Genomic DNA, 26,217 nt, shown 5'->3' with positions numbered 1-26,217 from the left:
TAGTATTCTCCTCACTATTAGTATCAAGCATAATTAAAGTATGGGGATTGATAAAACCCAATTATATTGAATCTGAATGTAACTTCCTTACCATTAAGTTACATTGGAATTCCAAATTGCTAGATCATTTCCTGGAACTGCAACCACTAACCAATTTTCTCCGGTATATCCATAACCATCACCGGCTTACCAACACTCATAATTGTCATCGTCGCCATTTATACAGAGTGTTTTTCCGGATTCAAACCCTATAAAGAGATGAGGGGAGTCACTTCCTACTTGGATATTAACTACTGTTCCTCTTTTATTTTCTACTAATAAATTTAAAGCTTCATCATCCTTCAATTCTTTTATTTCTTTGCCGAGAAATCTATCTTCTTTCTCAGAGCTAGAAAGTAAAGTCATTTTCATTACTTCAATGTTTACCCATAACATATCAAGTTGTTGATTAGAATAATGGGTGAAGTAAACAAGCAATGCTCCGGGACCAACGCCAAATTTTACTCCATCAAGTTGACTGCCTATAAAGGATTTTTTCAGTATTTCTTCGGCGATAATTTTGTCTTTTGAATCCAATCTCCTTGAACACCTTTTATTAAGATTTTCTCGTTATTTGAATGTAACGTAACTGCATATAAGGTACATTCGAATCCTAGTCTTTACTCACTCACTTCTTTTGGGTATTACTGAGGCTGTTTTCATGTTTTATCTTTTTAATTAAAATCGAAACTTATACAATTAAATATACTCAGAACTAAAAATAATAGCTAGATAATTTTGGGAATAAAAATCTTTGTAAAAGTACACTTTCCCAAACTAAAAGGCAAGGAGCTCCTACTTGAACTTCTTGCCTTCCGAAAAGCTGCGATATGTAAACTTGCACGTAAATCTCCTATTAGTAAAACTCCGAGTCTCCCTAAGCCCTCGTTCTAACCTTCTCTTGGCGATATTACTTAATGGCAAGGACCACTTGAAAAAAAGGAAGGAGCAGAGTGATATACAAGAGAGGTTCGATATCCAAGAACAGAAGAGCAATCAAATTGGGCAGAAACACCAAAAATCCAATGATCATTCTACGTAACGACTCAAAAGCAACACCAACAACAAATAAGTAAACTGATATCATCAACAATATCCACGGCAAATACATCAAGCTAAAATAGTAAAGAAAAATATACACGGTTTCTAGCCACATGACTATTCTTACATCCCCTTTTCTACACTTTTGCTGCTTAGTTATCGAATGAATTCAGTGAGATTCGAAATTTGAATGTAACTTACTTAGTAATAAACTACATTCATATCTAACGAAAAGTCTTGAAAAATAGTTCCTAAAACTTAATAATTCGGAGAGTAGACCCTGCCGATATCCGTATCCAAGACAAAATCAACTTCTATATCCTCTGAATACGGAATTTGATCAAAGTTATGAAGGCGGCAAAACACATTGGCAAAGTCACGAGTCTCAAAAGTTAATTGGTCTGCTTATCGGTACATTTGCCTCAATTGCTGCTTGGAATTTTTTTTACCGATCAATAAGGCTTGATTGAAATAGCCGTCAATTTTAATAATCATAATGATCACTGCTGGTTGCTAACCAGCTATATAGCTTAAATTTTTCAATACTTTCCTTTTTCCTATGTTACTAGCATTCGGATAAATCAAGTACTTCGAATGTAACTTAATTGCTATTAAGTTACATTCGAAAATCGATTTTTGTTAATTTAAGATTATTTCTTCTACCCAAGAGATAGCTTATTGAACAAAGTAAAGTAAAGATCGGAATAAATACGAAAGTGAATTCGGGAATTGGAAATATAGAGGTTAACCCATAGAAAGGGCTAATTAAAAAAATTGAAGCAAGAATGAAATAATTATTTGAAAATGCCTCAACAGTGGTAGCAAGTAAGTATATGAGAAGCAGTATGCCCCAGTAAGCAACAACAAATACGATAAAGTGGTTGAGAAGCTTTTTTCCCAAAAAATAACTAAGTAAAATCCATAAAAGGATATAGCACAGGGTATTTAGTAATCCCATAAATCCTGCAGGTCCACCCATAATAAAGCCGGAGTAAGTACTAAAGATGATAAAAGGCATTGAAAAAAATGCAGCCCATAAGGCGTAGATAAAGATACTTTTAAGCATCGACCACATCTCCTCCTACAAAATTAACTAGTTAAACATTTTGAATGTAACTTAATTCAAAATAAGTTACATTCAATTGTTAAAGGCTGTAATCAACAATTTTTTATTATAGGGTTAAATTGAAACTTTCTTTTTTAAAATTTATCGTTTAAATCGTTCTGCAAATTCTAAAAACCAATCTAGATGAAGGTCTTCAATGTCCCTAAGAATCTCTTCATTCTTTCGAATTAACTCCATGCGGGTATCGTTACCCTTCTGAAGGATTCCAGCTAAAACGACGGCGCATCTAGCCCGATCATATAGACCCCCCAGAAAATGCGGGACTCTTTTTGATCTTTAATGGCAAGCTCATAGACACTTTCCTTTGATGTGTATTTCTCAATAACGGGAAAGAATACCGACAGGATTCCCGAATAAATTTCGCGCATTGCAATTTTTACATCTTCCTCGTTTTCAATGGTCCATCGTTTCTGCCCTTCTTCAGTGATATTGCCAAGTTCTGCTCCGAGCGTATATGTATCTCGTTTTTTGGAAGGAGTCATGGGATGGTCAATTTCATTCAAGATATCTTCCACATCGTTAAGTCGAATTGCAAAATTCACTGTCACATCAAAATCATCGAAATGGTTGATGGAGGTCAGGTGAATGCTGATCTTTCCATCTTCTGTTTTTTTATAGAAACTTTGGTTAGTAATCCTTTTTTTAAACCCATGATCTGCAAGTAAGTCTGCCAAGCCATACAGCAGCATGGCTTTCAGTTTCTTTTTATCCATTGAAATTTTCTCCTTTGCGCCTATCCATCCTGCTTTACATTTTTAGCTGTAATTCTTGATTGAATTTGAATATAACTTAACTGCACTTAAGTTACATTCGTTTCACAGAAGTATTCAGTTGTTTTGGCGGTGGTACTTATACTTCATTAATCAAAGTGAGGAGATTGCACATCTTCTACATACAAGCTGTCGATTTTACTAAGTTCCTCAATAATGTCCTCCGACAGACTTTCGCCCACAAAATACATATAGTAATCGTAGCCGAAATGGATCTCAAACTGATTTTTGGCAACCAGTCTCCCCCAGACCTCTTCCCTGAGAATCATCTTGACCAACTCCCTGACCAAGGTAATAGGAATGGTCTTGCCTTCGGACAAGTTTAATGCGGTATCATGTGAATGATTTTCCAGATCCAGCATTTTCAGGTGATTGACCTTAGCTTTTTGCATGAGTACTTCAACAGCTTGGATATATTTTTCTTCGGTCGCCAGATATTGCTCCATCGTAAAAATTTGGCCATGATACTTCTTTCCGACATCAGATATACTGGTCCATTCGTCCACTAAGGTGTAGAGACCCTTCTCATCCCTGTTTTGAGGCTTGTACTTTGTCACACGCATGGATTTCATTCTCGTCCTTCCTCTCACTACAAATCATTTTCTTTTTTAACTAGACTCCATCGAGGAAAAACTAGAGCTTTACATCTGTTAATCTCTAAATTTTTTTTATTATAGATTATCACATTATACAGATACTTATTGTTAAATTATTGAATTTTAAACGCATCCTAATAAAGCGTTCGTAAAAGTACACTTTTTCAGACACAAAAAAAGAAAAAGCGACAGGTAGCTTTTTCTATTCCGATAATCCTGTAATATGTAAACCTTTTTAGCCCATGCTTTTTAAAAATACCTCTTAGCGGTTTATTCATCGGCCTCTAAGTAATATCGACTACCTGCATTGTAAATCAGCCATTCCCAGGACGTAGCTCCTTAAGACACCACAAAGAACGCCAAATACTTTTATAAATCAACCTCCAATCCCCAGATTCTTGGGGGCTCCATCGCCGGTTAGCAGTTTACAAATGTGCATTTGGAAAAGCCCAAAGGATAGATTTACTACAAAAGATGAAGTACAAAAAAACAAAAGGACAAAGAAAATAAAAACTTCTGCCCTTCTAGTTTTAAATAATATTTAATTCGTAAGTCTATTGTCAATTTTCACTTTTATTTCCTTTATTACTTCTAAATCAAGAGCATCTATCAGCTCAAACACCATTTCTAACTTTCTATTTTCATCAATACCAAAAAAATCTAATATGTCCATTAAGCTCTCTTCTTCCTCTTCTTCCGCTTCTCTTTCTGCATCATCAAACCCCTTCTGGTGATAGTTATTTATATCTTCTTGATAATGTTCATGACCAAATTTTTCTCTAGTACTCTGATATAAGTTTCCAAGTAATTCTCTAAATAGTTCATCATTAGGATTGGTTAATAGTGCAATAATAATTTCATGAAAGTTGTTAAAGGTAACTAATGAAGAATCTTTTATTGCAAAGTCATAGATATATTTTAAAATGTTCTCAAAATTATCATCACTAATATTCAAACCCTTGAAGATTGTTTTAGAGGACAGAGGTTCGCCTAATTCCGGACTTGCGTGAAGGGAGAGAAATTCGCCTAATCCTGCACGTGTTAAACCAACCAACTTCTTTACATTTTTCTAATTGCAAATTAATTTCTTCTGTTAATTTCCTGAGCCCATAAAGAAATGATTTTTCGGAATTGTTTTCTATCTGATATATACGTGCCACTATTCCACTGTTTTCTGATTCATAATAATCAATTAGTGTATTTGGTGGATCTAAATCCCAATGATTCATAAAATAATATTCGTCAAACTTACTCTCGTAAAATAATGGATACCTAAAAATATCCCTTTTGTTTTTATGTATCCAAAGGACATTCTTATACTTTTCCAGCGCCTCTAAACCGAGTTCTGTAAGAACAAAACAACTCTTATCTGTATGATTACGAATATCTTCATCACTTGCATGAGTCTGTATCCTATTAATTAATACATCTTTCGTGCCTTTAACTGGTTTAGATATTGCCTTAAGGATAACTTTCATTTCTACAACCGTTAAATGCTTTAATATTTCTTTAGGTAGGTTCTCTCTTATCAATTCATTTTCTTGTAAATTTGAAACTACTTGAATAAAATCAAGAAATATATCTCTCGCTTTAAACGAGTCTATCGAGTGTGTATGACCAGAAAAGGTTTCTAAAGAATCGTTTACATAAGATTGGTGTTTATTGCAGGCGGGCTAAATTTCGTCATGACAATACTCCTTAATATTTTTTTATCGAGGGCTTCGTAACTGACAACGGGCTGATTGCCTATTATAAATAATAACATTTTCGTAGATTCCGTATTCACGCTCTATACAGTTCTAGTCTACATATCACAGGTTATGAGAATTTCTATAAAGCAAAGGGAGATGCTAATAGCCAGCATCTCCCTTTGCTTTATGTATGACTTCCGATAAGGTATCATATGTTAGCTACTTTTTAATAATACTTTATCGAAAAATCTTTTAGTGGATACTGATCGTTTCTTCTCTTTTTAGAGAATCTATTGTGGCGTTTTTTACTTGGCCAAAAAAAGGGAGATTCCAGACAGCATTTCCTTCTCATTCCCCGCCGTCTATTTTTCGTCTTGGAGTATTTTTTCAACCACTTTAAAACTCTTGTAATATTCTTTTCGGTGCCACCCTCCTAAAAAACCTTGAAGAGCTTCTTGTCCGATTGAAAATCGGCACTTCAAATCTTCCAGTGACTTGCCTTTGAGGTGATAAAGATAGAGCATCGTATAGACATCGTCATCACTGAACTTAGCCAAGTATTCGCTGGATGGCATCTGGAGTCTCCTCTTTTTCAATGGCATCCCATTTTTTCTTTAATTGCTTATACAATTTGTACCCGGCGATGTATTCCTCGTAGTCGCAGATGTCCCAACTGAATGTATCTTTTGCTTCCGCAGATTGATAGTTTTCCATGAGCTATTCTTCCTCCTCGAATCGTCTGTTTTAGCATTTGGATTTTTTCTTTTGTGCCGGCTACTTGAATTCCTCAGAAGTCTCTCCGTGCAACAAGCGCACATCCGCATCTTGGAGACATTCTATGAATCAGTTCCTATGTAACTTTGAGCATTTTTTCTTTCTCTTCTTTGTATTGTTTATAGCCTCGGATGAACTCTTTGTACGATTGCAGACGCCGCTTATTTACATGCGCCATTTTTAAAGGATTCTTTACCGCAACACCCAATCTGTCCATCTTCCTTTTCTATTGCCGCGGCAATGGCTCAACAAAGAATCATTGTCTTTTGATGGCTGCCGACATTTCCATCCGGTTCTTCTACCGGCAACTTCCGTTCAGCAATTCTCCCAGCTTTGTTCCAACTCCTGCCACGGAAGGAACATCTCCCGGTTTGCCTTCACGTAATAAGGAATAAGGCCATGCAGTTCGTTCGGACACCTTTTGGACAGTTGCAGTAAATGTCGAAATACTTGTTCAGACACCTCGTATTTCTCCATGCAATTCGGCAAGGCCTTCACTTTTTCAGCTGCCTGTTCCATCGCTATATCCTCGAGTTCGACCCAAAATGTTTCAACTTGTGTCTGTTTCTCCCTGCCCGTGAAAGTAGTGATTTCTCGCGCTAACCTGACGAATAACGTAATCGCGGTCCTCCCATTTTCCATGTGTACATCTTTGGATTTGAGAAAGTAATAAGTGACTGACCTCTGGGGAATCAACTGTTTTTGCATCATTATTTGGGTTCTCCTTTTCCCTTTTCCATGAGGTTCTTTATGAAAACGAAACCTGCTCCGAACAGGGGAATAATTTTGAATTAACAGAACCTCAACCACTTTTATCGTAGGAGTCCGTGTTGACTACCTATTCATCAGAATGAGACCCTTTTAAAAATTTGTTAAATAATGAAGTGAATTCTCAAATACAGCTGTACCTTCAATTTATTCTGATTTTTTTATAATTTGACCTTTTTTATACATGGAGTAAGCTGTCTTTTTAGAAAGAGTTTTTTTATTTTCGTTGTCCAGAAAGCCGATAGAAAAAGTTTTACCGTCGGCAGTTTGAACAAATTCCAGAAGCTTAAAATCCACTTTTTCTGATAACATTTCAGTTACCTCCCGTTTCATGATCTTCTTCCAGTCGATGGTTCAGGAGTCCTCTTTTGCAGTTTCATATCATCACTTTTATTTTCTGCATATTCTTCAAATACAAGCATCCGCACTCTTTCATCCATACCAATGGTGCATAACTGCAGGGCATTGGGCAAATCAAGGGTTTCTTGTAATGATCGGAACTTGCTATTCAAGAACCAACAGCGCCTCATACAGACGTCCTACAAAATGTTCAGCGGGTTCGAGCGATTCGAGTTGCAGACAGCACAATCCATGTGCCATCGTCATCACCTGTTGCAAGTAATGTGTCGGAAATAAGAAGGCGTCTTGTCTGAGCGCTGACGTTATTATGGGAACTTCTTCAGACAGCAGGAAAACTTCAGCCATGTTAACAGCAGACCTGCCATCCAGAATTCCGTAAAAGGATACTTCTATATTCAGTGAATAGTAAAAACCGGATGTGCTGGTCTCCAGTTTGACTGCTCGTTTCTTCCTAAAACGCCATATTCCCGAACTCCATTCAACTTCTGTGTTCATTAACTGGCTTATTTCCGCTGCTGCCTGTGCCAATGAATCTGTTCCTGCCACTTAGACCACCCCTTCCGCTTTTAATTTACAGAATTGATAATCGGCGCTTCTTTCTAAAGTGCACAGCATTTGTTCTGCTAAGCTGGATCAGGGATAGCGAATCTCCGATACAACGTTTAGTTAAATTGGTGTCATTTCTCAACACGTTAGGTCTTCGCTGTTTTAGCGCACAGAACAGCTTTTTCCATTTTGTACTGTTTGTATCCGCAGATATACTCCTCGTATAGCTGCAAATAGCTTTTAGTTTGCTTATCCATTCTTGTTTCTTCTTTTAAAATAGCAGTCATCCGATTCATCCTCCTCAGTATTGTTCTTTACACTCATTAGTTACATAGTTGGCGAATAGAAGAGCAATTATTCCAAATTCTTATTTGATTAAAAAAATACACCTAAATCTGGATTCCGTTTGTGCCTGCTCTGGCCATTTAGAATGCGATTTCAGGTAATGAATTTCTTACTTGTGGATTTCAGGTGATAGGGAGTGTTGTAAAAAAGCTCTTTAGGACAACTCTTCGATAATTGACATAAGCTATAGAAGACATTTTGTGTGAGTTCATATCGCTGCATGCCATTCAGCATTGCTTTCGCTTTTTCAGATGCGTGTCCCAACATCACCTCATCGATGTCCACCCATATGGCCTGAATTCGGGTCTGTTTTTTCTCCTCTTTTTTAAAGGAAGTTTCTCTTGTCAGGCGAATAAAGAAAGTGATAAAAGCTCTTCTATCTTCAACATGCACATCTTTGGATCTGAGGAAATAGTAGCCAACCGATTGTTGAGGCAATTGCTCCATCCGTTCCATTTTCACATCTCTCCTATTACTCAACCCTTATTGTATTGTCCTCTGCTCATTTCATTAATCCCAGTCTACAGAACGCTTCGGAAAGGCGTTTTGCAAAATCCTCGAAAGGTTTGTGGAATCTTTATCAAACGCAATGCATTTCATGCCCTATTGCTTCTGCACTCTTCCATAACTTTGTTTGCGTACCAATGGTGGATCTGTTCTTGCCACCTAAGTCCTCCCCACGTTAACATTCAAAAAAATAAGATGCATATCCCACTTACTTACAGTCTATAATAGCCTCTCGTTTGATACGGTGACATTTCTCACATACGGGAATTTTTCTAAAAGATTGACAAACTTCAGGCGAAATTCAACCTGATGTGCAAGCGCTTCTGCTAATCGATTTTGCATAATTAGATTGGACAGTTTTCACAATTTATTTTTGACTTTAAATGTTCAATGTCATGGAGAAGGATTTTCCCTTCACTTAAGGTCAGTATTTCGCGCTTTTTCAGATCACTCAGTATCCGGGTGACCACTTCTCTCGTCATTACGCAGAAATTTTCCAAGTCCTGGTTGGTCAGCATCAGATTAATCAATGTTCCTTTTTCTGTTTGTAAGACATAGCTATTGGAAAGTCTGATTAGCGTCGAATACAACACTTCTTTTTTGCCATGCAGCAGCAAGTTCCGGAATTTTGTCTGGGTCTTCTACTGATCAATGCCTATCGATTTCATAAAGGCAATGGACAGTAATGCCTCTTCAAGATCATTTATCTGAATATGAAGACATACCGTATCTTCAATCGCACGTGCATCCAGCATGTATTTTGGTGCCTTAGAAAAAATGGTCGCTTCTCCGACCATTTGGGAAGGGCCGCAGATCTTCAGCGTAAGTTCCTGGCCGTCCGGCGTTACTTTTTCTATCCGGATTTTGCGGGAGCGAATGATGAAGAACCCACTGACGGCATTTAATTAACAGAATAAATAATTACCTTTTTATTTCTTTGGCTAGATGGCGTATCGACAGCAATTCTTCCATTCCTGTCATTGCATCTACGCTTCCTGTATCAACCATTTAGCCCATTCCTTCCGCTTTAACTGTTTAAAATTGATGATTAGTGCTTTTTTAATCAAGAGAGATAAGTTCCGGTTTTTAATTATCTATTTTCTAGAGGGAAATCGCTTAATTTATAAATAACAAGACTATATGTTTATTTTTTTATACTTTAAAACCATAATTAGTTCGAATAAATGTAAAGGTTATTCGAATACTTATTTTATTCAGATTTCTTTTAAGCTGATATTGTAAAAATGAATGAAACAACTAATTATCCGAAAGTTGTTTAAATGACTTTTACAGTTGGACAGTAATTTAAATGTGCTGTATGCCAACTAAAACAAGTTGACCTTTAAAAAAGAAGCAAAATGAGACCTAGTTCATCTTTAAATAGAAAACCGTTCGTAAACGTGTCAACACACTTTCCAAACGTTCGCTATTTTCCCCTAGACCTTTACGAACTAAACAAGCAGCAATAGTTATTCAACTTTAAAATCGGTCACTTCTTTATGATTTTTTAATAGCTTAAGAAATTCCGACAATGCTTTTGTTTGAAACGGTGACCGAGTTACGATCGAAAAGTCTCGTGTATAAGGCATTTCTTTGACGTTTAATACTTTTATATCTCCGTATTTCAGTTCTTTTTGAATCGCCCATTCTGATAACAAGCTAATTCCGATCCCTGCTTCAACCATGGCTTTTATTGGCTGAGTGCTGCTAAAGTGCATAATGGCTTGGGGTGACAGTTCAAATTTTTCAAAGACTGCTTCTGCCGCTTCTCGTGTACCGGATCCTAACTCTCTCAATATCCAAGTTTCTTCTGTTAGTTCCTTGATTAAGATAGGATTTTCACGTTCGGTCAATGGGTGATTTGCTGGCGCTACGATGACCATTCGATCTTTTGCAAAAGGCTCAGTTTTTAATTCTTTGACGCCTTTAAAATGGCCTTCGACAATTCCCACATCTAGTTGATGATTTAGTACTAATGCAGCGATCGTCGTGGTATTGCCAATAGTGACAGTTGGTTTGATGTCTGGATATTGTTCTTTGGCTTCAGCGATGATTGCTGGCAATAAGTATTCGCCAAATGTATAACTTGCACCAATTGCAATAGAACCGCTCGCTTTGTTAGTCAAATCATCTAACAAGTGATTCATTTTTGCATACAATTCCTTGATTTCGAGTGCATGATGGAAGACAATTTCGCCTGCTTTATTCAGCCGTACGTACTTATTGGTTCGCTCTAGTAGTTTTACTCCTGTCGACTCTTCTAAAGACCGAATGTACTGGCTAACAGCGGGTTGTGTCATATGCAACTCTTCTGCTGCTTTGGAGAAGTTTTTCTTTTCAACCACTTTGATAAACACTTCTAATTGCTGATCCACTTTCTTACACCCTCCTCACATTCAATTTTGCTTATGATACTCATTTTATATATTTATTTTACTAATGCATACTCTTTTTCTATGCTTATTGCAGGAGGTTTTACTATGTCTGCACTTTTTACTAAATCAACATCACCTAAAGCCGCATTGCTCGGTGGTGTGTTATTTACGTTTTTACTCGCTTTTTTAGGTTTTCTATTAGCTCAAGTGCCAGGTTTTGATCAAATTGGCCAACTGGCGTGCGCTATTATTATCGCGGTTTTTTACCGACAGCTTTTCGGGTATCCATCTGCTATTCGGTCCGGGATCACGTTTTCCACAAAACAATTACTACGTGTCGCTATCATTTTATACGGATTAAAACTAAACATTAATACCGTATTGAGCGATGGTCTTTGGCTTTTAGTACGTGATGTTGGAGTTATTGCTTTTGCGATTTTATTAACTGTTTGGCTAGCCAAACGCTTTAAAGCCGATCAAACGATTTCGTTACTTCTTGGTGTCGGCACTGGTGTTTGTGGTGCAGCCGCAATTGCTGCTATTGCTCCAATCATTAAAGCAAAAGATGAAGACACCGCGATTGGTGTCGGCATCATTGCGCTCATGGGGACGATATTTGCCATAAGTTATACCATCATTCGTCCGTTCTTACCGCTTGATGACATTGAATATGGCATGTGGGTTGGCATCAGTTTACATGAAATTGCTCACGTGGCATTAGCCGGTGCTCCTGCTGGAGAAGATGGGCTCGCTATGGCTTTACTTGGAAAACTAGGTCGTGTCTTTTTACTAGTTCCGCTTTGTTTTATTTTTATTTTCATGATGAAACGGAAAAACAAAGGCGAAGAAACTACAGCGAAAGTCGACTTTCCTTGGTTTCTTCTAGGCTTTATCTTCCTCAGCGTATTAGGCAGTTATGTATTGGGTCCTGTCGTTCCGTTCCCAGAATCTTTACGTGACTTTGTTTCAACTGCAACGACTTGGTTACTAACAGCTGCAATGGTTGGACTCGGCTTAAATGTCAGCTTACGGGATTTGCGAGAACGTGCTCTCTTGCCGCTCGCTACAATGACCATTACATCCGTTTTATTGTCCGTCTTAACGTATTTTATAATTTGATATAATTCTCAAATCTAAAAAAAGAAACAGCCAGACGGCTGTTTCTTTTTTACATTATTGCACTTCCCATTCCTCACGCAAGATACCCATCTTAATCGCATCATACAATTGTCCATTGACTATACGTGCTTTTCGAATACGCGCTTCTTCTGTCATACCTAAACGTTTTGCAACGGTCATCATTCGTTCATTGCCAGACCAAGTCGACATGCCGAGTCGGTGCAAATCGGTGTTGGCAAACAAAAAGTCGATCCACATCCGGTAAGCCTCTGAGCCGTATCCACCGTTCCAATAATTTGTGTCATAAATAACAACGCCCGTCTCCAACCAGTTTGTGTTTTCATCCACCCAGTAAGCACCAACATAGCCAATCGCTTTGCCGTCCGCAGTAATAACGAGTGATGCCGGTACGCCGAACGAAATGTCTTTTTCCTCTAGCCATTTTTTTCGGTGATGGTCTTGACTCAACCATACTTCTGGAATATAAGGTCCGTTCCATCTTTTCGCTTCTTGTTGTGGATCTTCAAAGCGCCAATAATAAAGCTCGTCCATCAATTCTTCTGTTGCGTTTGTTAAAGTCATCTTTCTTCCTGCTAGTTCTATCAACTTGAATGCTCCATTTCTTTATTGTTAGTTAAACTTAGCTATACGGTTACTTTCACTGGCACCCGTTTTTCTGGCCAATTGACTAAGAAAATTCCTGAGAAAATCAAACTGCCTCCGATTAATAACGGCAACCCAATTGGCTCTCCTAGCACGAGCCAGCCAGATACAATGCCGAAAAAAGGAGCTAAAAATAAAAAGGCGCTAACTTTGCCCGAATCTCCTTTTTGCAACAAGTAAAACCAAATCGTAAATTGAATGATTGAAGCTGGAATTGACAGCCATAATAAAATTGACACTGATATTGTGTTAATGACTATGTAGGCATTTTCTAAAAAGGCCGATCCAAGCAATAAGATGAGACCGCCAAACAACATTTGATAGGCGGTTAATACCCACATATCGATTGAGACGCCCCACTTTTTAATAAGAAGTGTTCCGACAGCCCAAAATATGGCACTTAAAAAGCCGAGCAATGTCCCGATTTGAAGATCTAAATGACTTCCCATCGTGACAAAAACACCCGCAAAACCAACGAAAACTCCGAACCATTGAACGATTCGGTAACGCATGCCCATCACCAACGTCCCGATCAATACCACCAATAGGGGATTCATAAACGTTAATATTGCGGACTCCCCTGAAGTAATCGTTCGCAAACTCAGGAAAATAGCTCCCATCACGCCTGCAGTTTGAACAGCACCGATTAAGATGACTTTCCCCCAAGTCGCAGCATTTTTAGGGTGTTTTCTTTTAAATAACAAGACAAAGAAAATCATAATACTGCCAGCAATCGTAAATCGTATGCCCGCCAACAACAAAGGCGATATGTAGATCAAGCCTATTTTCGCTACTACAAAAGATGAACCCATCAATCCCGTCGTCAAGACGACCAATAAAGAGAAAATCAGTTTTTCTTTCAATTTGCCACTCTCCTCTATTCGCACAATCCATTATGTTTATCTTTATAATCGTGATTGTCTTCATTAAATAATCATAACATTTTTTCCAAGTGAAGAATTTACATTAGTGAATTTATTCAGATATTTGCGAGTTTCTAAATTTAACTAAAGTATCTAAACTTGATTTCTCACCATTTGTGCAGTTTTTATGGAGTTTATCCGAAATAAATCAAGGTATATAAATAATAAGCTTGGTTTTTGGCAACCTAATTCAAAAGGAGGAGTATAGATGAATGCATATGTGAAATTTACTGTAATGATTTTGACTTCAGCTTTTATCATGTATTGGTTAACATTTTTGAATACGTTTCAGTTCGACCATATTTTCTATAGTGAAACCCGCGTGTATATGGCCTTGATCATGGGCTCTACAATGGCGATTGTTATGTTGCTCTTTATGTGGCCGATGTACAAAAACAAAAAAGCCAATGCGGTGATTCTCGGGACGAGTGCAGTCGTTTTTGCGCTTTCGTTATGGCTTGTTCGCAGTCAAACTTTAATCGAAGACGTTAAGTGGATGGAAGCCATGATTCCCCACCATTCGATTGCGATTTTGACGAGTGAACGCGCCAACATTTCAGACCCTCGCGTTCGTGAATTGGCAGACTCGATTATAGAAGCGCAACGAAAAGAAATTGCCGAAATGAAAAAGCTGATTGAAGACCTTGAAGACGAGGAATAAATGAGAAAGACCGAGAGCAGAATTTTAAGCTCTTGGTCTTTTCCTGTTTTAAAACGCTACATAAAATGGTTGCTTGCGCTCATCGAGACAATGCTCGATTCTATTTCTGAAGTTTTTCCATGTCACCATTTCTAACGCTTCGCTAATCGGATAATACGCGACTTCGAGGCTTTCTGCTGACGTGGTTAAGTTGCCACCGATTGGCTTGGCTAAAAACAAGGTATTGCGAATGGAGCTTTCCACATTTTGAAACACACCACAAAATTTTTGGATTTCAATATCGATTCCGGTTTCTTCTTTTACTTCGCGAATAGTCGCTTCTGTAAGCGATTCTCCTTCTTCTACTTGACCACCGGGCATTTCCCATCCTCTGCGCGGACCTTTGATCAACAATAATTCATCTTGTTCATTTAATACTATAGCTGCTGCAGATAAGATATGTTTGGGAGTTGACGTGTCTTTACTTTGGACCATTCAATTTCACTCCTTTTTTTGTAACTATTTAGTAATTATATGAGACAGTTATGGAAAGTGCTACTTACTTACGAGTATTACACAAGCTACGTCTATCCTACTGCAATCTATTTCAAAAAAACAAGAGACAAACTCGAACAGATCGAGTTTGTCTCTTGTCTTCTAGTTTTAATATGGATGATTCAATTAAATCCCATTTATTATAATTGAAATTTGAATGAAAAAATGGTTCCGTCACTATTTGACTGCACATCAATTTTTGCTCGATGTCGTGCAGCAATAGCATAAGAAACACCGAGTCCAAGACCCGTGCCATTGTCTTTAGTTGTATAAAACGGAGTCCCGATTTTCTTTAACACTTCTTCGCTCATACCTTCGCCTTCATCTTCTATTTCAAGAACAACTGCGCTTTCGTTTTCTATATATGTCCGTATAGACAACATTTCTCCTGGGTTCATGGCTTCAAGTCCATTTCGACAAATGTTTATGAGCAATTGACGAATTTCATTTCGGTTTAACAGAAGATCTGGCAAATCCATCGTTTCGATTTCGATAAACTTATTTTGACTAAACGTATCAATTTTCAGTAAAGGTGCAATATCCGTAATAATGGCATTTAAATTTTGCATTTTCAAATCCGACGACCTCGTATTGCCCATCGATAGAAATTCAGAAATGATGGAGTTTGCCCGGTCTAGCTCTTCAATCATAAGTTCAAAATACGAATTGTAACTTTCTAGTTCTTTATTGTCTGTAAGCAACTGTAAAAAGCCCCGAACAGTCGTCATTGGATTTCGAATTTCATGACTGATTCCTGCAGCCATTTGTCCAATGAGTTCTAAGTTTGATAAACGTTTCAATTCATTTTCATAGTGTTTCTTTTCTGTCGTATTTTTACACATGCAACAAATACCGTCATCAAAAGGATAGGCGACAATTTCGTAACAATAGCCTTCTTCAGCAGACGCTATTTCAAAACGTACAGGCATTCTTTTCAACATGGCTCCAGAAAACTCTTTATACAAAACGGCATTAAAACGTTCAGGAAAAACAGACCATATTTCCTCGCCCAACACATTTTCTGGAGTGCGTCCTTCTGGAAGAACTTGATGATTGTTAATATAGATAAATTCCCAGTTTTCATTCAGCGCAAAAAAACCATCTGTAATGCTGCCAATAACACTAGTAACCCGCTCGTTTGCATTTGCTAGCTCCAACGTTCGGTCTCTTACACGATGCTCGAGTTGATCCATATAAGTTAAGTTTGAAAGTGTAATCGCAGTCGAATTGATAATTGACTGCGTTAAGTTGATTTGTGTTTTGTCGAAAACATGCAATTTTTCTGATAAACAAGCGATTGCAACCACTCCGAAAACTGCTCCTTTTGATATTAACGGAATAAACACTAACCGACATTTTTCTTTTGAAGGAATAAAACGCATATGTTTTTTCCTAATAATGTTTTTGATGACTGTTTCAGAATTCGTATTAGATTGGAAATCGTCAAGAATACGTTCCCATTCAGGTTTTGACCAATTTGATTTGGTATTCACTTCTTTGAGATAAACCGTGTTTGAATGATTCGGCTTTCTTAAAAAAACTGCGACATTTGTAAACCCACTGACATTCTCTAAGTAACGAAAACAAGTAGTTAAGCTTTCTTTTACAGTCGAACATTTGGCAAGTTCGTTATTTGCGTCGAGAAGTAATTGTTTTTCTGCAAGCAGTTGCTCTTTTTGTTTAAGGTTATTAGCATTTTGAATAGCTACAGCTGCCATATTGACATAAGCTTCAACACTTTGAATTTGATTGTCTGTTAAATCCATTTTCTTGCCATTATCAAATAGAAATACGAGACCATATAAATGTTGCTCATAAATAATGGGAAGTCCAAGAAGTGACTTTATGTTAAATGCTGCTAAAGCTGCAGCATTAGGACGTGAGTCGATCGATGTATCGGGAATGTAAACCACTTGTTTTGTAGTGGCAATTTCATTTGCAAGTGGATCTTCATCCAATTCTATTTTCTGATCAGTCAACGGTTGACCATTGATAGCTTCAGGCTTACCTGCTACCGCTCGGAATACTCCTTCGTTATCAGGAAGATAAATACCGATAGCATCACATTGAACAATTTCCTCTGAAATGGCCGCTGCGACATGTTGAAGCATGTCTTTTAATTTCAGTTTCGTATTAATGATTCTTGTGATTTCTGCCAGTCTCGAATATCTTTCTTGTTCTTTCAACATTTTATTCGCTCCGCTCTTAATAAACGTAAATTGTAGACTATCAGGTTCTAGTTAAAATTATCTATTCTCATAGTATATTATTTTTAGGACTTATCATAAAGAGTTTTGCATTATTTACTAATTTCTATCATATCTTTTATACTACTTGCCTTTTAAATCATTTTTTGAATACAAAAAAGAAGAGGCATATGGATACACCTCTTCTTTTCCATACTTTTTCTACTTCCTAACAGTTTTCATGTATCGATATTCTCTTAAACTATTCAAATTCCAAATTTCTTGCTGGAGACATTCACCAATATTGGTTTCTTTAACTTTTTTACGTTCTAATTCTTCATCAACCAATCGTTTTACAGATAAAACATCTGTACCGTTTTGCAATACTTCATCTTTTGAATTGAACAACTGGTGAGCGACCAATTGCATGCCATAAGAATTATAAAGCAAGGTATACCCGGCAATTCCTGTAGTGGACTGGTAAGCTTTTGAGAATCCACCATCGATTACAAGCATTTTTCCATTTGCTTTGATTGGGTTTTCGCCGTCCCGCTCTTTAACAGGTGTATGGCCATTGATGATACGCCCATGATCAGGGTTCAATTCAAATTCAGCAAGTATTTTCCGGCATATTTCTTCGTCTTCACGTAAATAGTAATAAGGATTTTTACGCTCTTTATGCGTTTCTTTGTCTTGAATAAAGTAACGTTCAAATGTCGTCATTTCACGTTTTCCGAATAGCGATGAATATTCACCTGTCCACAAATACCACACCATATCGGTCGCAAAATCATCCGTTTCTTCTGGATGTGCAAATGAAGTACGCAAATACCGCTCAAAAACATCGAGCAGTTCACGCCCTGCATAAGATTTTCCCTCGATCTCCATTTTCTCCATATTGCCATCTTCATCTAATGGAATGCATCCATGAATAAGTAAATTGCCATTGTATTTCAAATACAAACTTCCTTTTTTCATCAAAAAATTCATATGACGCGCTAGTTTTTCTGAATGTTGAACCGAAAATAGCAATTTGTCGATAACTTGTCTTTCTTCTTCTAATAATTCATCTGGTTGATCTGGATTGATAGTCGCAAAACACGTATTATCTAATGGATAAGTTTCCCCATGAATTGTCGCTTCATTTTTTTCATAATCGACTTTTTCAAGCAGTAAACGGTCTTTCATGTCAAAGCATGAGCGTCTTTTGATAATGGGACTTTCTAACTTAAATTGGATAATGGAAATCGCTTGATGAATTTTAGTGATTTGCAACTGCTCTTGCTCGGTCATTTTTTCATCTGAAATTCTTTTTGGTCGAAATGCCGGATTGTCATCATAGTATTTTTCAGCCAAGTTTAGTAAAGGCCTTAAGTTAATACCATATACATCTTCAATAATGTCTAAGTTGTTATAGCGAGCACAAATCCGTAAAATATTGGCTAAACATACTTTTGAACCAGCATAAGCGCCTATCCATAAAACGTCATGATTTCCCCATTGAACATCTACTGAATGGTAATCGATCAGCGTATCCACTATTTTATGTGGATCTGGTCCCCTGTCATAAATATCTCCGACGACATGCAGGTGATCAACGACTAGACGTTGTGTTGTATATGCCAATCCAACTATCAATTTATCCGCTTGTCCTAAGGAAATAATCTGCATCACCATTTTTGCATAATAATCTTTCTTGTTTTTAAACTCATCTGTTTTATACAATAATTCTTCGATAATATAAACAAATTGTTTTGGTAGCGCTTTCCTTAACTTTGAGCGTGTGTATTTAGACGACGCGTAGGCAATCAGTTTCAGCAGCCGCTCAATTACTTCTATGTACCATTCATGCAGCTCTGCTTTACTGTTAAAATGACTTTTAATCATAAGCAATTTCTCTTCTGGATAATAAACGAGCGTAGCGAATTCGTTTAATTCTTCGTCACTCAGTTCGTTTTTAAACAAGTCTTTAATTTTTACTTTTACGTTTCCAGAGCCATTCCGCAATACATGTTGAAACGCCTGAAACTCTCCGTGTAAATCACTGACAAAGTGTTCCGTTCCTTTAGGTAGATCCAATATGGACTCAAGGTTAATGATTTCAGTAGCGACTTTTTCTTCACAATCATATTTTTGCGCTAATAAATCTAAGTATTTTAAGTTCATCATCTTGTCTCCTCCTTTAAGTCTCATGCATATAAGTATATCTATACTATTACGTCAAACGCGATGTTGCCTAAATTGAAAAAAGTTTTCCTTATCTCTCAGTTTACAGTAGTAGCACCATAAGCTCTAGCAAGAAAAAACAAGTCTTTATCAAACTATGGTAGACCATCTAACAGCGCATAATTCTAGTTCAGATTTCATCAATGTCTTGGTACCTTCTTTACCTTTATTCTGCATTTAACTGGAAATCCCTTTTGCTATTAAAAAGAATAACTTTTTTATTTAATTCTATATAATAACTTTAGCTTTATTTCGTGCTGGATATACGGCTAATGCAATTTTCGACATGATCGTTCACCATTCCGATTGCTTGTATGAAAGAGTAAGTTGTTACGGGTCCTACAAATTTAAATCCTCTTTTTTTCAGCTCTTTACTGAGTCGAACAGACACAGGAGATTGAGCGGGTATTTGAGCATCACTAGGCCATTTGTTGTCGATTGTCTCTCCACTCGTAAAGCTCCACAAAAAATCTGCAAAACTGCCCCACTCTTTTTGTATGTTCAAGACTGCTAGTGCATTAGACCGAACAGATGTTAATTTTGCACCGTGCTTGATAACACCATAATTTTCTTTTATGGCAACCAATTTTTCATCTGTTAATTGCGCACAGTAGACAATGTCAAAATTCCGGAAAGCCTCTAGATAAGCTTGTCTTTTAGACAACACAATATTCCATGATAATCCGGCTTGGGCACCTTCTAATGTGAGCATTTCAAAAATGTATCGATCGTCTCTACTTGGTTTGCACCATTCGTCGTCGTGATAAGCTTGCATCAACGCGTTGCTTTGTGCCCATAAACATCTTTTCTCCATTTAAATCACTCCATTTTCTCGTTATCTTTACTATATCATTTAACGGAATTCCTGTTTTTTTTACAGACAAAAAGGACGTCCTACTCTTTTGAGTAGACGTCCTTCAATGTATGACTAAATTAATAAATTAAACAGCAGTGAATCATTGTTAATTTCTTTATACGGAAAACCACTATCGGTCATACGTTTGACGAGCGGTTCATAGTCATCTGGACTTTTCAGTTCGATGCCAACGAGTACCGGTCCTTCGTCGCGATTTGTCCGTTTCGTGTATTCAAAATGAGTAATGTCGTCTGTTTCACCTAGCACTTGCCCCATAAACTTGCGCAGCGCACCAGCACGTTGTGGGAAAGAGACGATAAAGTAATGTTTCAACCCTTCGTAAATCAAAGATTTCTCTTTAATTTCTTGCATCCGTTCAATGTCGTTATTGCCTCCACTAATGACGCAAACAATGTTTTTCCCTTTGATTTCATCTTTATAAAAATCTAAAGCCGCTACAGACAACGCACCTGCGGGTTCAGCAACAATCGCATTTTCGTTGTACAGCTGCAAAATCGTCGTACACACTTTGCCTTCTGGAACTAATGCAATGTCATCTAACACGTCTGCGCAAATCGCCATTGTTACATCCCCAACTTGCTTAACTGCAGCACCGTCTACAAACGTATCAATCGTATCTAGACGCGTTACTTTGCCATTTGCCAATGAGGTTTTCATGCTAGCAGCGCCTGCCGGTTCAACACCAACCAACTTCGTTTTTGGACTGATTCCTTTTAAGTAAGAACCAACGCCCGCAGTCAATCCCCCACCGCCAATTGCACAAAACATATAATCGACAGGTTCTTGCATATCATTTAACACTTCCACTGCGACCGTTCCTTGTCCTGCAATGACGCTTGTGTCGTTAAATGGATGAACAAATACTTTTTCTTCAGCTGTACAGTACTCCATCGCTGCTGAAAACGAGTCATCAAACGTATCTCCCACTAAAACAACCGAAACTTGGTCTCCACCAAAACGTTTTACTTGAGATACTTTTTGACGTGGCGTTGTTAAAGGCATAAAGATCTTTCCTTCAATGCCAAGAGCGAAACATGAATACGCTACCCCTTGAGCATGGTTACCGGCACTCGCACAGACAACCCCTTTTGCTCGTTCTGCTGCATCTAGACTACGGATGAAGTTATAGGCACCTCGCAGTTTAAAAGATCGGACTACTTGAAGATCTTCTCTTTTTAAATACACATTGCATTCATACCGTGCTGAGAGCAATTCATTTTTTTGCAAAGGTGTCTTGATGACAACGTCCTTGAGCGCCTGGTTGGCTACCATAATTTCTTCTACGGATACTTTCTTTACTATTTCTTTTCTGTCGAGCTCTTTGATGTTGCTCTTAGTCATAGTTGTCACCCTCTTATTTTTATTTATCTCACTACTCTAACACATTAAAGCCTATTATTGTCGAGAAAATTTTGACAATTCGAAGAAAAATTCGTTACGATTTATATAACTCTACTAAACTGAATGCTATTCATAGATATAAAAATATTCAAAACCATTCATAATGAATAACTTATTAAATATTTACAGATGGCAACAAAACCACGTATGAATACAAACATTCATTAATCCCTAAAAAATAAACCACTCCCTTGAATTGAAAGGAGTGGTTTATTCATGTTATTCTTTTGTGTTTAATCGATATGCAGTAACTACTTTTCCATCAGATAATTCATCCGCTATGAATGAACCATTCGAATAACGATCAACATTCTTTAATGAATTTGCTATTAATGGAATATGAACACCTTTAGTTGTTTCTAAAACGATTTCTTCTTTTCCTGTTGCGCCAATGACAGCTACTACACGGTGAGGATTCGATTTCAACTCACGAAGCATAACTACGCCACGTTTTGCCCGACTACCACTTTCAAATTCATCTAGCTTCATTTTTTTAGCTGCACCACGATGAGTAATCAGCACCAGTTCTTGTTTTACTTGTGGGTCGATTAAGATAGCCGATACAGCTTCATCATCGCCTTTTAAGTTTACGCCTTTCACACCACCAGTACGAAGTCCTGTAAGTGGAACTTCTTCTAATGGGAAACGAACACCGTAAGCTTGGCTTGTACCTATGAATAATTCTGTTTCTTTCGTCACTAGACCCGCATAAATCATGGCATCGCCAGACTTCAAGTTCATTGTTTTCACAGTACGTGAATAGCGCTGAATTTGATAATCTTTTAACGCAGAGCGTTTAACTTGTCCTAATTTAGAGACAGTCAAAATACTGGCATCTGCATCAAAGTTTTCAAATGGATAAACGGCAAGAACAGATTCATTAGCATCTAATTGAATAATACTCGATAAATGTTGTCCAAGGTCTTTCCATTTAATGTCTGGCAATTCGTTGATTGGTTGGAATACGAAATTACCTGCAGTAGTGAAAATCAGGATAGTATGCTGCGTATTTAAATTACTTTCGAACAATAAATGATCCGTTTCTTTCATCGCAAAGTCTTTGCCATTCGAAGCAGCATACGATCTTGTGCTAGTCCGTTTCACATAACCTTCTCTTGTTACAGTTACGACTACTTCTTCACTTGGAATCATAATTTCGCGCGTAATCGTGATTTCTTCTATTTTCTCTTCGATAACCGAACGGCGCGGTTCTGCAAATTGTTTGCGGATGTTTGCCAATTCTTTTTTAATGACATTTTTCAACTTAGTCGAGCTAGTTAAAATGCCCGTTAGTTCTGCAATTGTCTTTTTAAGACTATCTTCTTCTTTTTGTAAATCTGTAATGTCTGTATTGGTCAATCGATAAAGTTGAAGAGAAACAATTGCTTCTGCTTGTGCTTCTGAGAAATCAAATGCGGCGATTAAATTGTTTTTCGCATCCCGCTTGTCTGTTGACGAACGGATGGTTTTAATCACTTTATCTAGAATTGACAATGCTTTCATCAAACCTTCAACTATGTGCATGCGATCACTAGCTTTTTGCAAATCAAATTCAGAGCGTTTTGTAATCACTTCTTTTTGATGTTCGATATACGCATCTAACATTGTTTGCAAAGTCATCATCGTTGGGCGACGTTTATAAATCGCCACCATATTGAAATTATAGCTAACTTGCAAATCGGTATTTTTATACAAATAACTTAAAATCCCTTGTGCTTGCACATCTTTTTTCAATTCAATGACAATTCGCAGTCCCGTTCTATCAGACTCATCACGCACTTCAGAAATGCCTTCAAGTTTACGGTCAAAGCGGTGATCATCTATTTTTTTGATCATAGTGGCTTTGTTAACTTCAAAAGGAATTTCCGTAATGACGATTTGTTCTTTTCCACCTTTTAATGGTTCGATTGCGGCTTTAGAACGCACAATAATCTTACCTTTTCCGGTTTCATACGCTTTTTTTATGCCATCTACACCTTGAATAATTCCGCCTGTTGGGAAATCTGGCCCTTTAATGACGGTCATCAACTCAGCAACTGTCACTTGTGGGTTATCCATACGCATTAGTACAGCATCAAGTACTTCATGAAGTGCATGTGGAGGGATATCTGTGGCGTAACCTGCAGAAATACCAGTCGATCCATTTACTAAAAGGTTTGGAAAACGTGCAGGTAAAACAGTTGGTTCCATATCCGAATCATCAAAGTTCGGGATAAAATCCACTGTCCGTTTGTCTATGTCACGTAATAGTTCTGAAGAAATCGCTGAAAGTCTAGCTTCCGTGTAACGCATTGCAGCTGGTGAATCACCATCCATCGAACCGTTATTCCCATGCATTTCAACAAGCATGTGACGAATTTTCCAATCTTGACTTAAACGAACCATCGCTTCATAAACAGAACTATCTCCGTGTGGGTGATAGTTACCAATTACGTTACCGACCGTTTTGGCCGATTTACGGAACGCTTTGTCATTAGTATTGCCTTCGTGGTACATCGCATATAAAATTCGGCGCTGAACAGGTTTTAATCCGTCACGAGCATCTGGAAGTGCCCGGTCTTGGATAATGTATTTACTGTAACGGCCAAATCGATCGCCAATTACTTCTTCTAATGGCAAATCTTGAAATCTTTCGGCTTGTGTCATACAAGTTCCTCCTCAGCGTGAATCAAATCATTTTCTAGAATATTACTATCTTCTTCAAGTCCGAAGTCGACATTATTTTCAATCCAGCGACGACGTGGTTCTACTTTATCACCCATTAGTGTTGTGATACCGCGCTCTGCACGTGCACTGTCTTCAATCGTCACACGGATTAATGTGCGAGTTTCAGGGTTCATCGTTGTTTCCCATAATTGATCCGCGTTCATCTCACCCAAACCTTTATAGCGTTGAAGTGTATAACCTTTTCCTACTTTTTTGATAGAGGCATCAAGGTCAGCTTCAGTCCATGCGTAATCAATTACTTCTTTTTTGCCAAGTCCTTTAGATACTTTATACAATGGCGGAAGTGCGATAAACACTTTCCCTGCTTCAATCAAAGGCTTCATATAACGGAAAAAGAATGTTAAAAGAAGTACTTGAATATGCGCACCATCTGTATCCGCATCGGTCATGATAATAATTTTGTTATAAGCGATGTCATCGATCGAAAAGTCAGAAGAAACGCCGCCACCAATGGCATGAATTATCGTCGATATCTCTTCATTTTTCATAATTTCTTCGAGTTTCGCTTTTTCAGTATTTACAACTTTTCCGCGTAGCGGCAAAATTGCCTGGAATGTTCTGTCGCGTCCTTGCTTTGCAGAACCGCCGGCAGAGTCACCCTCTACTAAGTAAAGCTCATTCTTTTTAGCGTTACGCGATTGTGCAGGCGTCAGTTTACCTGATAACAAGGCATCTGATTTTTTGCGTTTTTTACCGTTCCGCGCATCTTCTCTTGCTTTTCGTGCGGCTAAACGTGCTTGTGCTGCACGAATGGCTTTTCGAACTAACGACGCGCTAAGTTCTGCGTTTTCTTCCAAAAAGTACATTAGTTTTTGAGAAACAACTGAATCCACGATACTGCGCGCTTCACTTGTGCCTAGTTTGCTTTTCGTTTGCCCTTCAAATTGCAGTAAAGCTTCTGGAATGCGGACTGATACAATCGCTGCCACTCCTTCACGAATATCAGAGCCTTCTAAGTTTTTATCTTTGTCTTTTAGCAAGTTGATTTTTCGAGCGTAATCGTTGAAAACACGTGTCATCGCTGCTTTTGCACCGGTTTCATGTGTCCCCCCGTCACGTGTACGGACGTTGTTAACAAACGATAAAATGGTCTCAGAATAACCATCATTAAACTGGAATGAAAATTCGATCTCCATTTCATCTTGTTGCCCTTCAATATACGCTACCGGATGAAGCACGTCTTTTTCTTCGTTTAAGTAAGAAACAAAGGCTTCAATCCCAGTTTCGTAATGAAAAACGTCTTTCGCTTCTGTTCGTTGATCGAATAGCTCAATTTTTAACCCTTTTAACAAGAAGGCAGATTCGCGCAACCGCTCAGAAAGGGTTTCATAATTGTATTTTGAAACAGAAAAAATAGATTCATCAGGTAAGAAATGAATCATTGTCCCTGTTTCTTTTGTGGAGCCAAATTCTTCTAAGGTCGTAACAGGCTTTCCACCATTTTCAAAGCGCTGAAGATATTTTTTGCCATCGCGATAAATCGTCACTTCTAAAAAGCTGGACAAAGCATTCACAACAGAAGCGCCAACACCGTGAAGTCCACCACTTGTTTTATAGCCGCCTTGACCAAATTTTCCTCCAGCATGTAGCACGGTCAAGATAACTTCTGGCGTAGGTTTCCCACTTCGGTGCATTCCTGTAGGCATGCCACGTCCAAAATCCCGAACACTGATGCTATTATCTTCGTGAATCGTAACGGAAATTTTATCTCCGTGTCCTGCAAGCGCTTCATCGACCGAGTTGTCAACAATTTCATAGACCAAATGATGCAGTCCACGAGTGTCTGTCGAACCGATATACATACCCGGACGTTTTCTAACGGCATCTAAGCCTTCGAGTACTTGAATTGCTTCTTCGTTGTATGCCGTATTTTGAATTTTAGCCATCTAATTCCCTCCAACAAACGTTTGTTCGCGTTTCTCTCTATCTTAATCGTATGCTATTTCTAGACCATCTGTCAAA

General features: G+C 37.9%; 27 protein-coding genes. 2 read left to right on the top strand and 25 right to left on the bottom strand.

Annotated elements, in window-relative coordinates; translation table 11 throughout:
• Positions 1 to 186 precede the first annotated feature (186 nt).
• The 16 genes from BBI08_RS08150 to BBI08_RS08085 form a co-directional block, all read right to left on the bottom strand.
• On the bottom strand, positions 187 to 576 hold the full coding sequence (locus BBI08_RS08150; protein WP_008499126.1) for a hypothetical protein: 390 nt from the start codon (positions 574 to 576) through the stop codon (positions 187 to 189).
• A 1,120-nt stretch (positions 577 to 1,696) separates the two neighbouring features.
• Entirely contained in the window at positions 1,697 to 2,146 is a 450-nt protein-coding gene (locus BBI08_RS08140) for a hypothetical protein (RefSeq protein WP_040851290.1), read from the bottom strand.
• A 269-nt stretch (positions 2,147 to 2,415) separates the two neighbouring features.
• On the bottom strand, positions 2,416 to 2,919 hold the full coding sequence (locus BBI08_RS08135) for a hypothetical protein (protein WP_008499125.1): 504 nt from the start codon (positions 2,917 to 2,919) through the stop codon (positions 2,416 to 2,418).
• A 146-nt stretch (positions 2,920 to 3,065) separates the two neighbouring features.
• Positions 3,066 to 3,548 (bottom strand): hypothetical protein, encoded by a 483-nt coding sequence (locus BBI08_RS08130; RefSeq protein ID WP_040851288.1) that lies wholly within the window; start codon positions 3,546 to 3,548, stop codon positions 3,066 to 3,068.
• Between the two features lie 565 nt (positions 3,549 to 4,113).
• Complete coding sequence (locus BBI08_RS08125; protein WP_169819296.1) at positions 4,114 to 4,626, bottom strand: hypothetical protein; 513 nt, start codon at positions 4,624 to 4,626, stop codon at positions 4,114 to 4,116.
• Positions 4,544 to 5,104, bottom strand: coding sequence for an SAP domain-containing protein (locus BBI08_RS17440; protein WP_040851286.1), 561 nt, complete (start codon positions 5,102 to 5,104; stop codon positions 4,544 to 4,546). Before BBI08_RS17440 ends, BBI08_RS08125 begins: the two co-directional genes overlap by 83 nt.
• Before the next feature lie 521 nt (positions 5,105 to 5,625).
• Positions 5,626 to 5,838, bottom strand: a complete 213-nt coding sequence (locus BBI08_RS08115; protein WP_008499121.1) for a hypothetical protein — start codon at positions 5,836 to 5,838, stop codon at positions 5,626 to 5,628.
• Complete coding sequence (locus BBI08_RS17015) at positions 5,813 to 5,977, bottom strand: hypothetical protein (protein WP_008499120.1); 165 nt, start codon at positions 5,975 to 5,977, stop codon at positions 5,813 to 5,815. Before BBI08_RS17015 ends, BBI08_RS08115 begins: the two co-directional genes overlap by 26 nt.
• A gap of 375 nt (positions 5,978 to 6,352) precedes the next feature.
• On the bottom strand, positions 6,353 to 6,748 hold the full coding sequence (locus tag BBI08_RS08110) for a hypothetical protein (protein ID WP_051041719.1): 396 nt from the start codon (positions 6,746 to 6,748) through the stop codon (positions 6,353 to 6,355).
• 204 nt (positions 6,749 to 6,952) lie between these two features.
• Positions 6,953 to 7,117, bottom strand: a complete 165-nt coding sequence (locus BBI08_RS17010) for a hypothetical protein (protein ID WP_008499117.1) — start codon at positions 7,115 to 7,117, stop codon at positions 6,953 to 6,955.
• 192 nt (positions 7,118 to 7,309) lie between these two features.
• Entirely contained in the window at positions 7,310 to 7,711 is a 402-nt protein-coding gene (locus BBI08_RS08100) for a hypothetical protein (RefSeq protein WP_008499116.1), read from the bottom strand.
• Positions 7,712 to 7,857: 146 nt separating this feature from the next.
• Positions 7,858 to 7,998 carry a hypothetical protein gene (locus BBI08_RS17005; RefSeq protein ID WP_008499115.1) on the bottom strand — a complete coding sequence of 47 codons (141 nt, stop codon included), beginning with the start codon at positions 7,996 to 7,998 and terminating at the stop codon, positions 7,858 to 7,860.
• A gap of 151 nt (positions 7,999 to 8,149) precedes the next feature.
• Positions 8,150 to 8,512 carry a hypothetical protein gene (locus BBI08_RS08095; RefSeq protein ID WP_065527954.1) on the bottom strand — a complete coding sequence of 121 codons (363 nt, stop codon included), beginning with the start codon at positions 8,510 to 8,512 and terminating at the stop codon, positions 8,150 to 8,152.
• 395 nt (positions 8,513 to 8,907) lie between these two features.
• Positions 8,908 to 9,156 (bottom strand): helix-turn-helix domain-containing protein, encoded by a 249-nt coding sequence (locus BBI08_RS17295; protein WP_236610286.1) that lies wholly within the window; start codon positions 9,154 to 9,156, stop codon positions 8,908 to 8,910.
• A gap of 48 nt (positions 9,157 to 9,204) precedes the next feature.
• Positions 9,205 to 9,420, bottom strand: a complete 216-nt coding sequence (locus BBI08_RS17290; RefSeq protein ID WP_236610285.1) for a cyclic nucleotide-binding domain-containing protein — start codon at positions 9,418 to 9,420, stop codon at positions 9,205 to 9,207.
• Positions 9,421 to 10,032: 612 nt separating this feature from the next.
• The gene (locus BBI08_RS08085) at positions 10,033 to 10,938 is read right to left on the bottom strand and encodes a LysR family transcriptional regulator (protein WP_008499112.1); all 906 of its coding nucleotides are present in this window, start codon (positions 10,936 to 10,938) and stop codon (positions 10,033 to 10,035) included.
• A gap of 105 nt (positions 10,939 to 11,043) precedes the next feature.
• Between BBI08_RS08085 and BBI08_RS08080 the strand changes: the two genes are divergently transcribed.
• Positions 11,044 to 12,057 (top strand): YeiH family protein, encoded by a 1,014-nt coding sequence (locus BBI08_RS08080; protein WP_065527953.1) that lies wholly within the window; start codon positions 11,044 to 11,046, stop codon positions 12,055 to 12,057.
• A 54-nt stretch (positions 12,058 to 12,111) separates the two neighbouring features.
• Here BBI08_RS08080 and BBI08_RS08075 read toward each other — a convergent pair whose 3' ends face one another.
• Both BBI08_RS08075 and BBI08_RS08070 read right to left on the bottom strand, forming a co-directional pair.
• Positions 12,112 to 12,639: a GNAT family N-acetyltransferase gene (locus BBI08_RS08075; protein WP_083383302.1), complete on the bottom strand. Its 528-nt coding sequence runs from the start codon at positions 12,637 to 12,639 to the stop codon at positions 12,112 to 12,114.
• A gap of 62 nt (positions 12,640 to 12,701) precedes the next feature.
• Positions 12,702 to 13,583, bottom strand: coding sequence for a DMT family transporter (locus BBI08_RS08070; RefSeq protein WP_008499109.1), 882 nt, complete (start codon positions 13,581 to 13,583; stop codon positions 12,702 to 12,704).
• 268 nt (positions 13,584 to 13,851) lie between these two features.
• Here BBI08_RS08070 and BBI08_RS08065 point away from each other — a divergent pair, with 268 nt between their 5' ends.
• Positions 13,852 to 14,304 carry a DUF305 domain-containing protein gene (locus BBI08_RS08065; protein WP_008499108.1) on the top strand — a complete coding sequence of 151 codons (453 nt, stop codon included), beginning with the start codon at positions 13,852 to 13,854 and terminating at the stop codon, positions 14,302 to 14,304.
• Positions 14,305 to 14,352: 48 nt separating this feature from the next.
• Here the strand turns inward: BBI08_RS08065 and BBI08_RS08060 are convergent, their stop codons facing one another.
• The 7 genes from BBI08_RS08060 to parE all read right to left on the bottom strand — a co-directional run bounded on the left by BBI08_RS08060 (position 14,353) and on the right by parE (position 26,141).
• Positions 14,353 to 14,778: an NUDIX hydrolase gene (locus BBI08_RS08060; protein WP_008499107.1), complete on the bottom strand. Its 426-nt coding sequence runs from the start codon at positions 14,776 to 14,778 to the stop codon at positions 14,353 to 14,355.
• A 200-nt stretch (positions 14,779 to 14,978) separates the two neighbouring features.
• Positions 14,979 to 17,027 (bottom strand): GAF domain-containing sensor histidine kinase, encoded by a 2,049-nt coding sequence (locus BBI08_RS08055; protein ID WP_065527951.1) that lies wholly within the window; start codon positions 17,025 to 17,027, stop codon positions 14,979 to 14,981.
• Positions 17,028 to 17,246: 219 nt separating this feature from the next.
• Positions 17,247 to 19,190, bottom strand: a complete 1,944-nt coding sequence (locus BBI08_RS08050) for a fructose-bisphosphatase class III (RefSeq protein WP_040851316.1) — start codon at positions 19,188 to 19,190, stop codon at positions 17,247 to 17,249.
• A 307-nt stretch (positions 19,191 to 19,497) separates the two neighbouring features.
• Positions 19,498 to 20,064 (bottom strand): DNA-3-methyladenine glycosylase I, encoded by a 567-nt coding sequence (locus BBI08_RS08045; protein ID WP_008499105.1) that lies wholly within the window; start codon positions 20,062 to 20,064, stop codon positions 19,498 to 19,500.
• A 114-nt stretch (positions 20,065 to 20,178) separates the two neighbouring features.
• Positions 20,179 to 21,468: a threonine ammonia-lyase IlvA gene (ilvA, locus tag BBI08_RS08040; protein WP_065527950.1), complete on the bottom strand. Its 1,290-nt coding sequence runs from the start codon at positions 21,466 to 21,468 to the stop codon at positions 20,179 to 20,181.
• Positions 21,469 to 21,747: 279 nt separating this feature from the next.
• Positions 21,748 to 24,174: a DNA topoisomerase IV subunit A gene (parC, locus tag BBI08_RS08035; RefSeq protein WP_065527949.1), complete on the bottom strand. Its 2,427-nt coding sequence runs from the start codon at positions 24,172 to 24,174 to the stop codon at positions 21,748 to 21,750.
• Positions 24,171 to 26,141 carry a DNA topoisomerase IV subunit B gene (gene parE / locus BBI08_RS08030; protein WP_008499104.1) on the bottom strand — a complete coding sequence of 657 codons (1,971 nt, stop codon included), beginning with the start codon at positions 26,139 to 26,141 and terminating at the stop codon, positions 24,171 to 24,173. The genes parC and parE overlap by 4 nt, the downstream gene beginning before the upstream one ends.
• Positions 26,142 to 26,217 lie beyond the last annotated feature (76 nt).

It is taken from the genome of Planococcus halocryophilus, assembly GCF_001687585.2.
Classification (GTDB): Bacteria; Bacillota; Bacilli; order Bacillales_A; family Planococcaceae; genus Planococcus; species Planococcus halocryophilus.
Note: the sequence above shows the minus strand (reverse complement) of the source record. Positions and strands in the feature narration are given on the sequence as shown.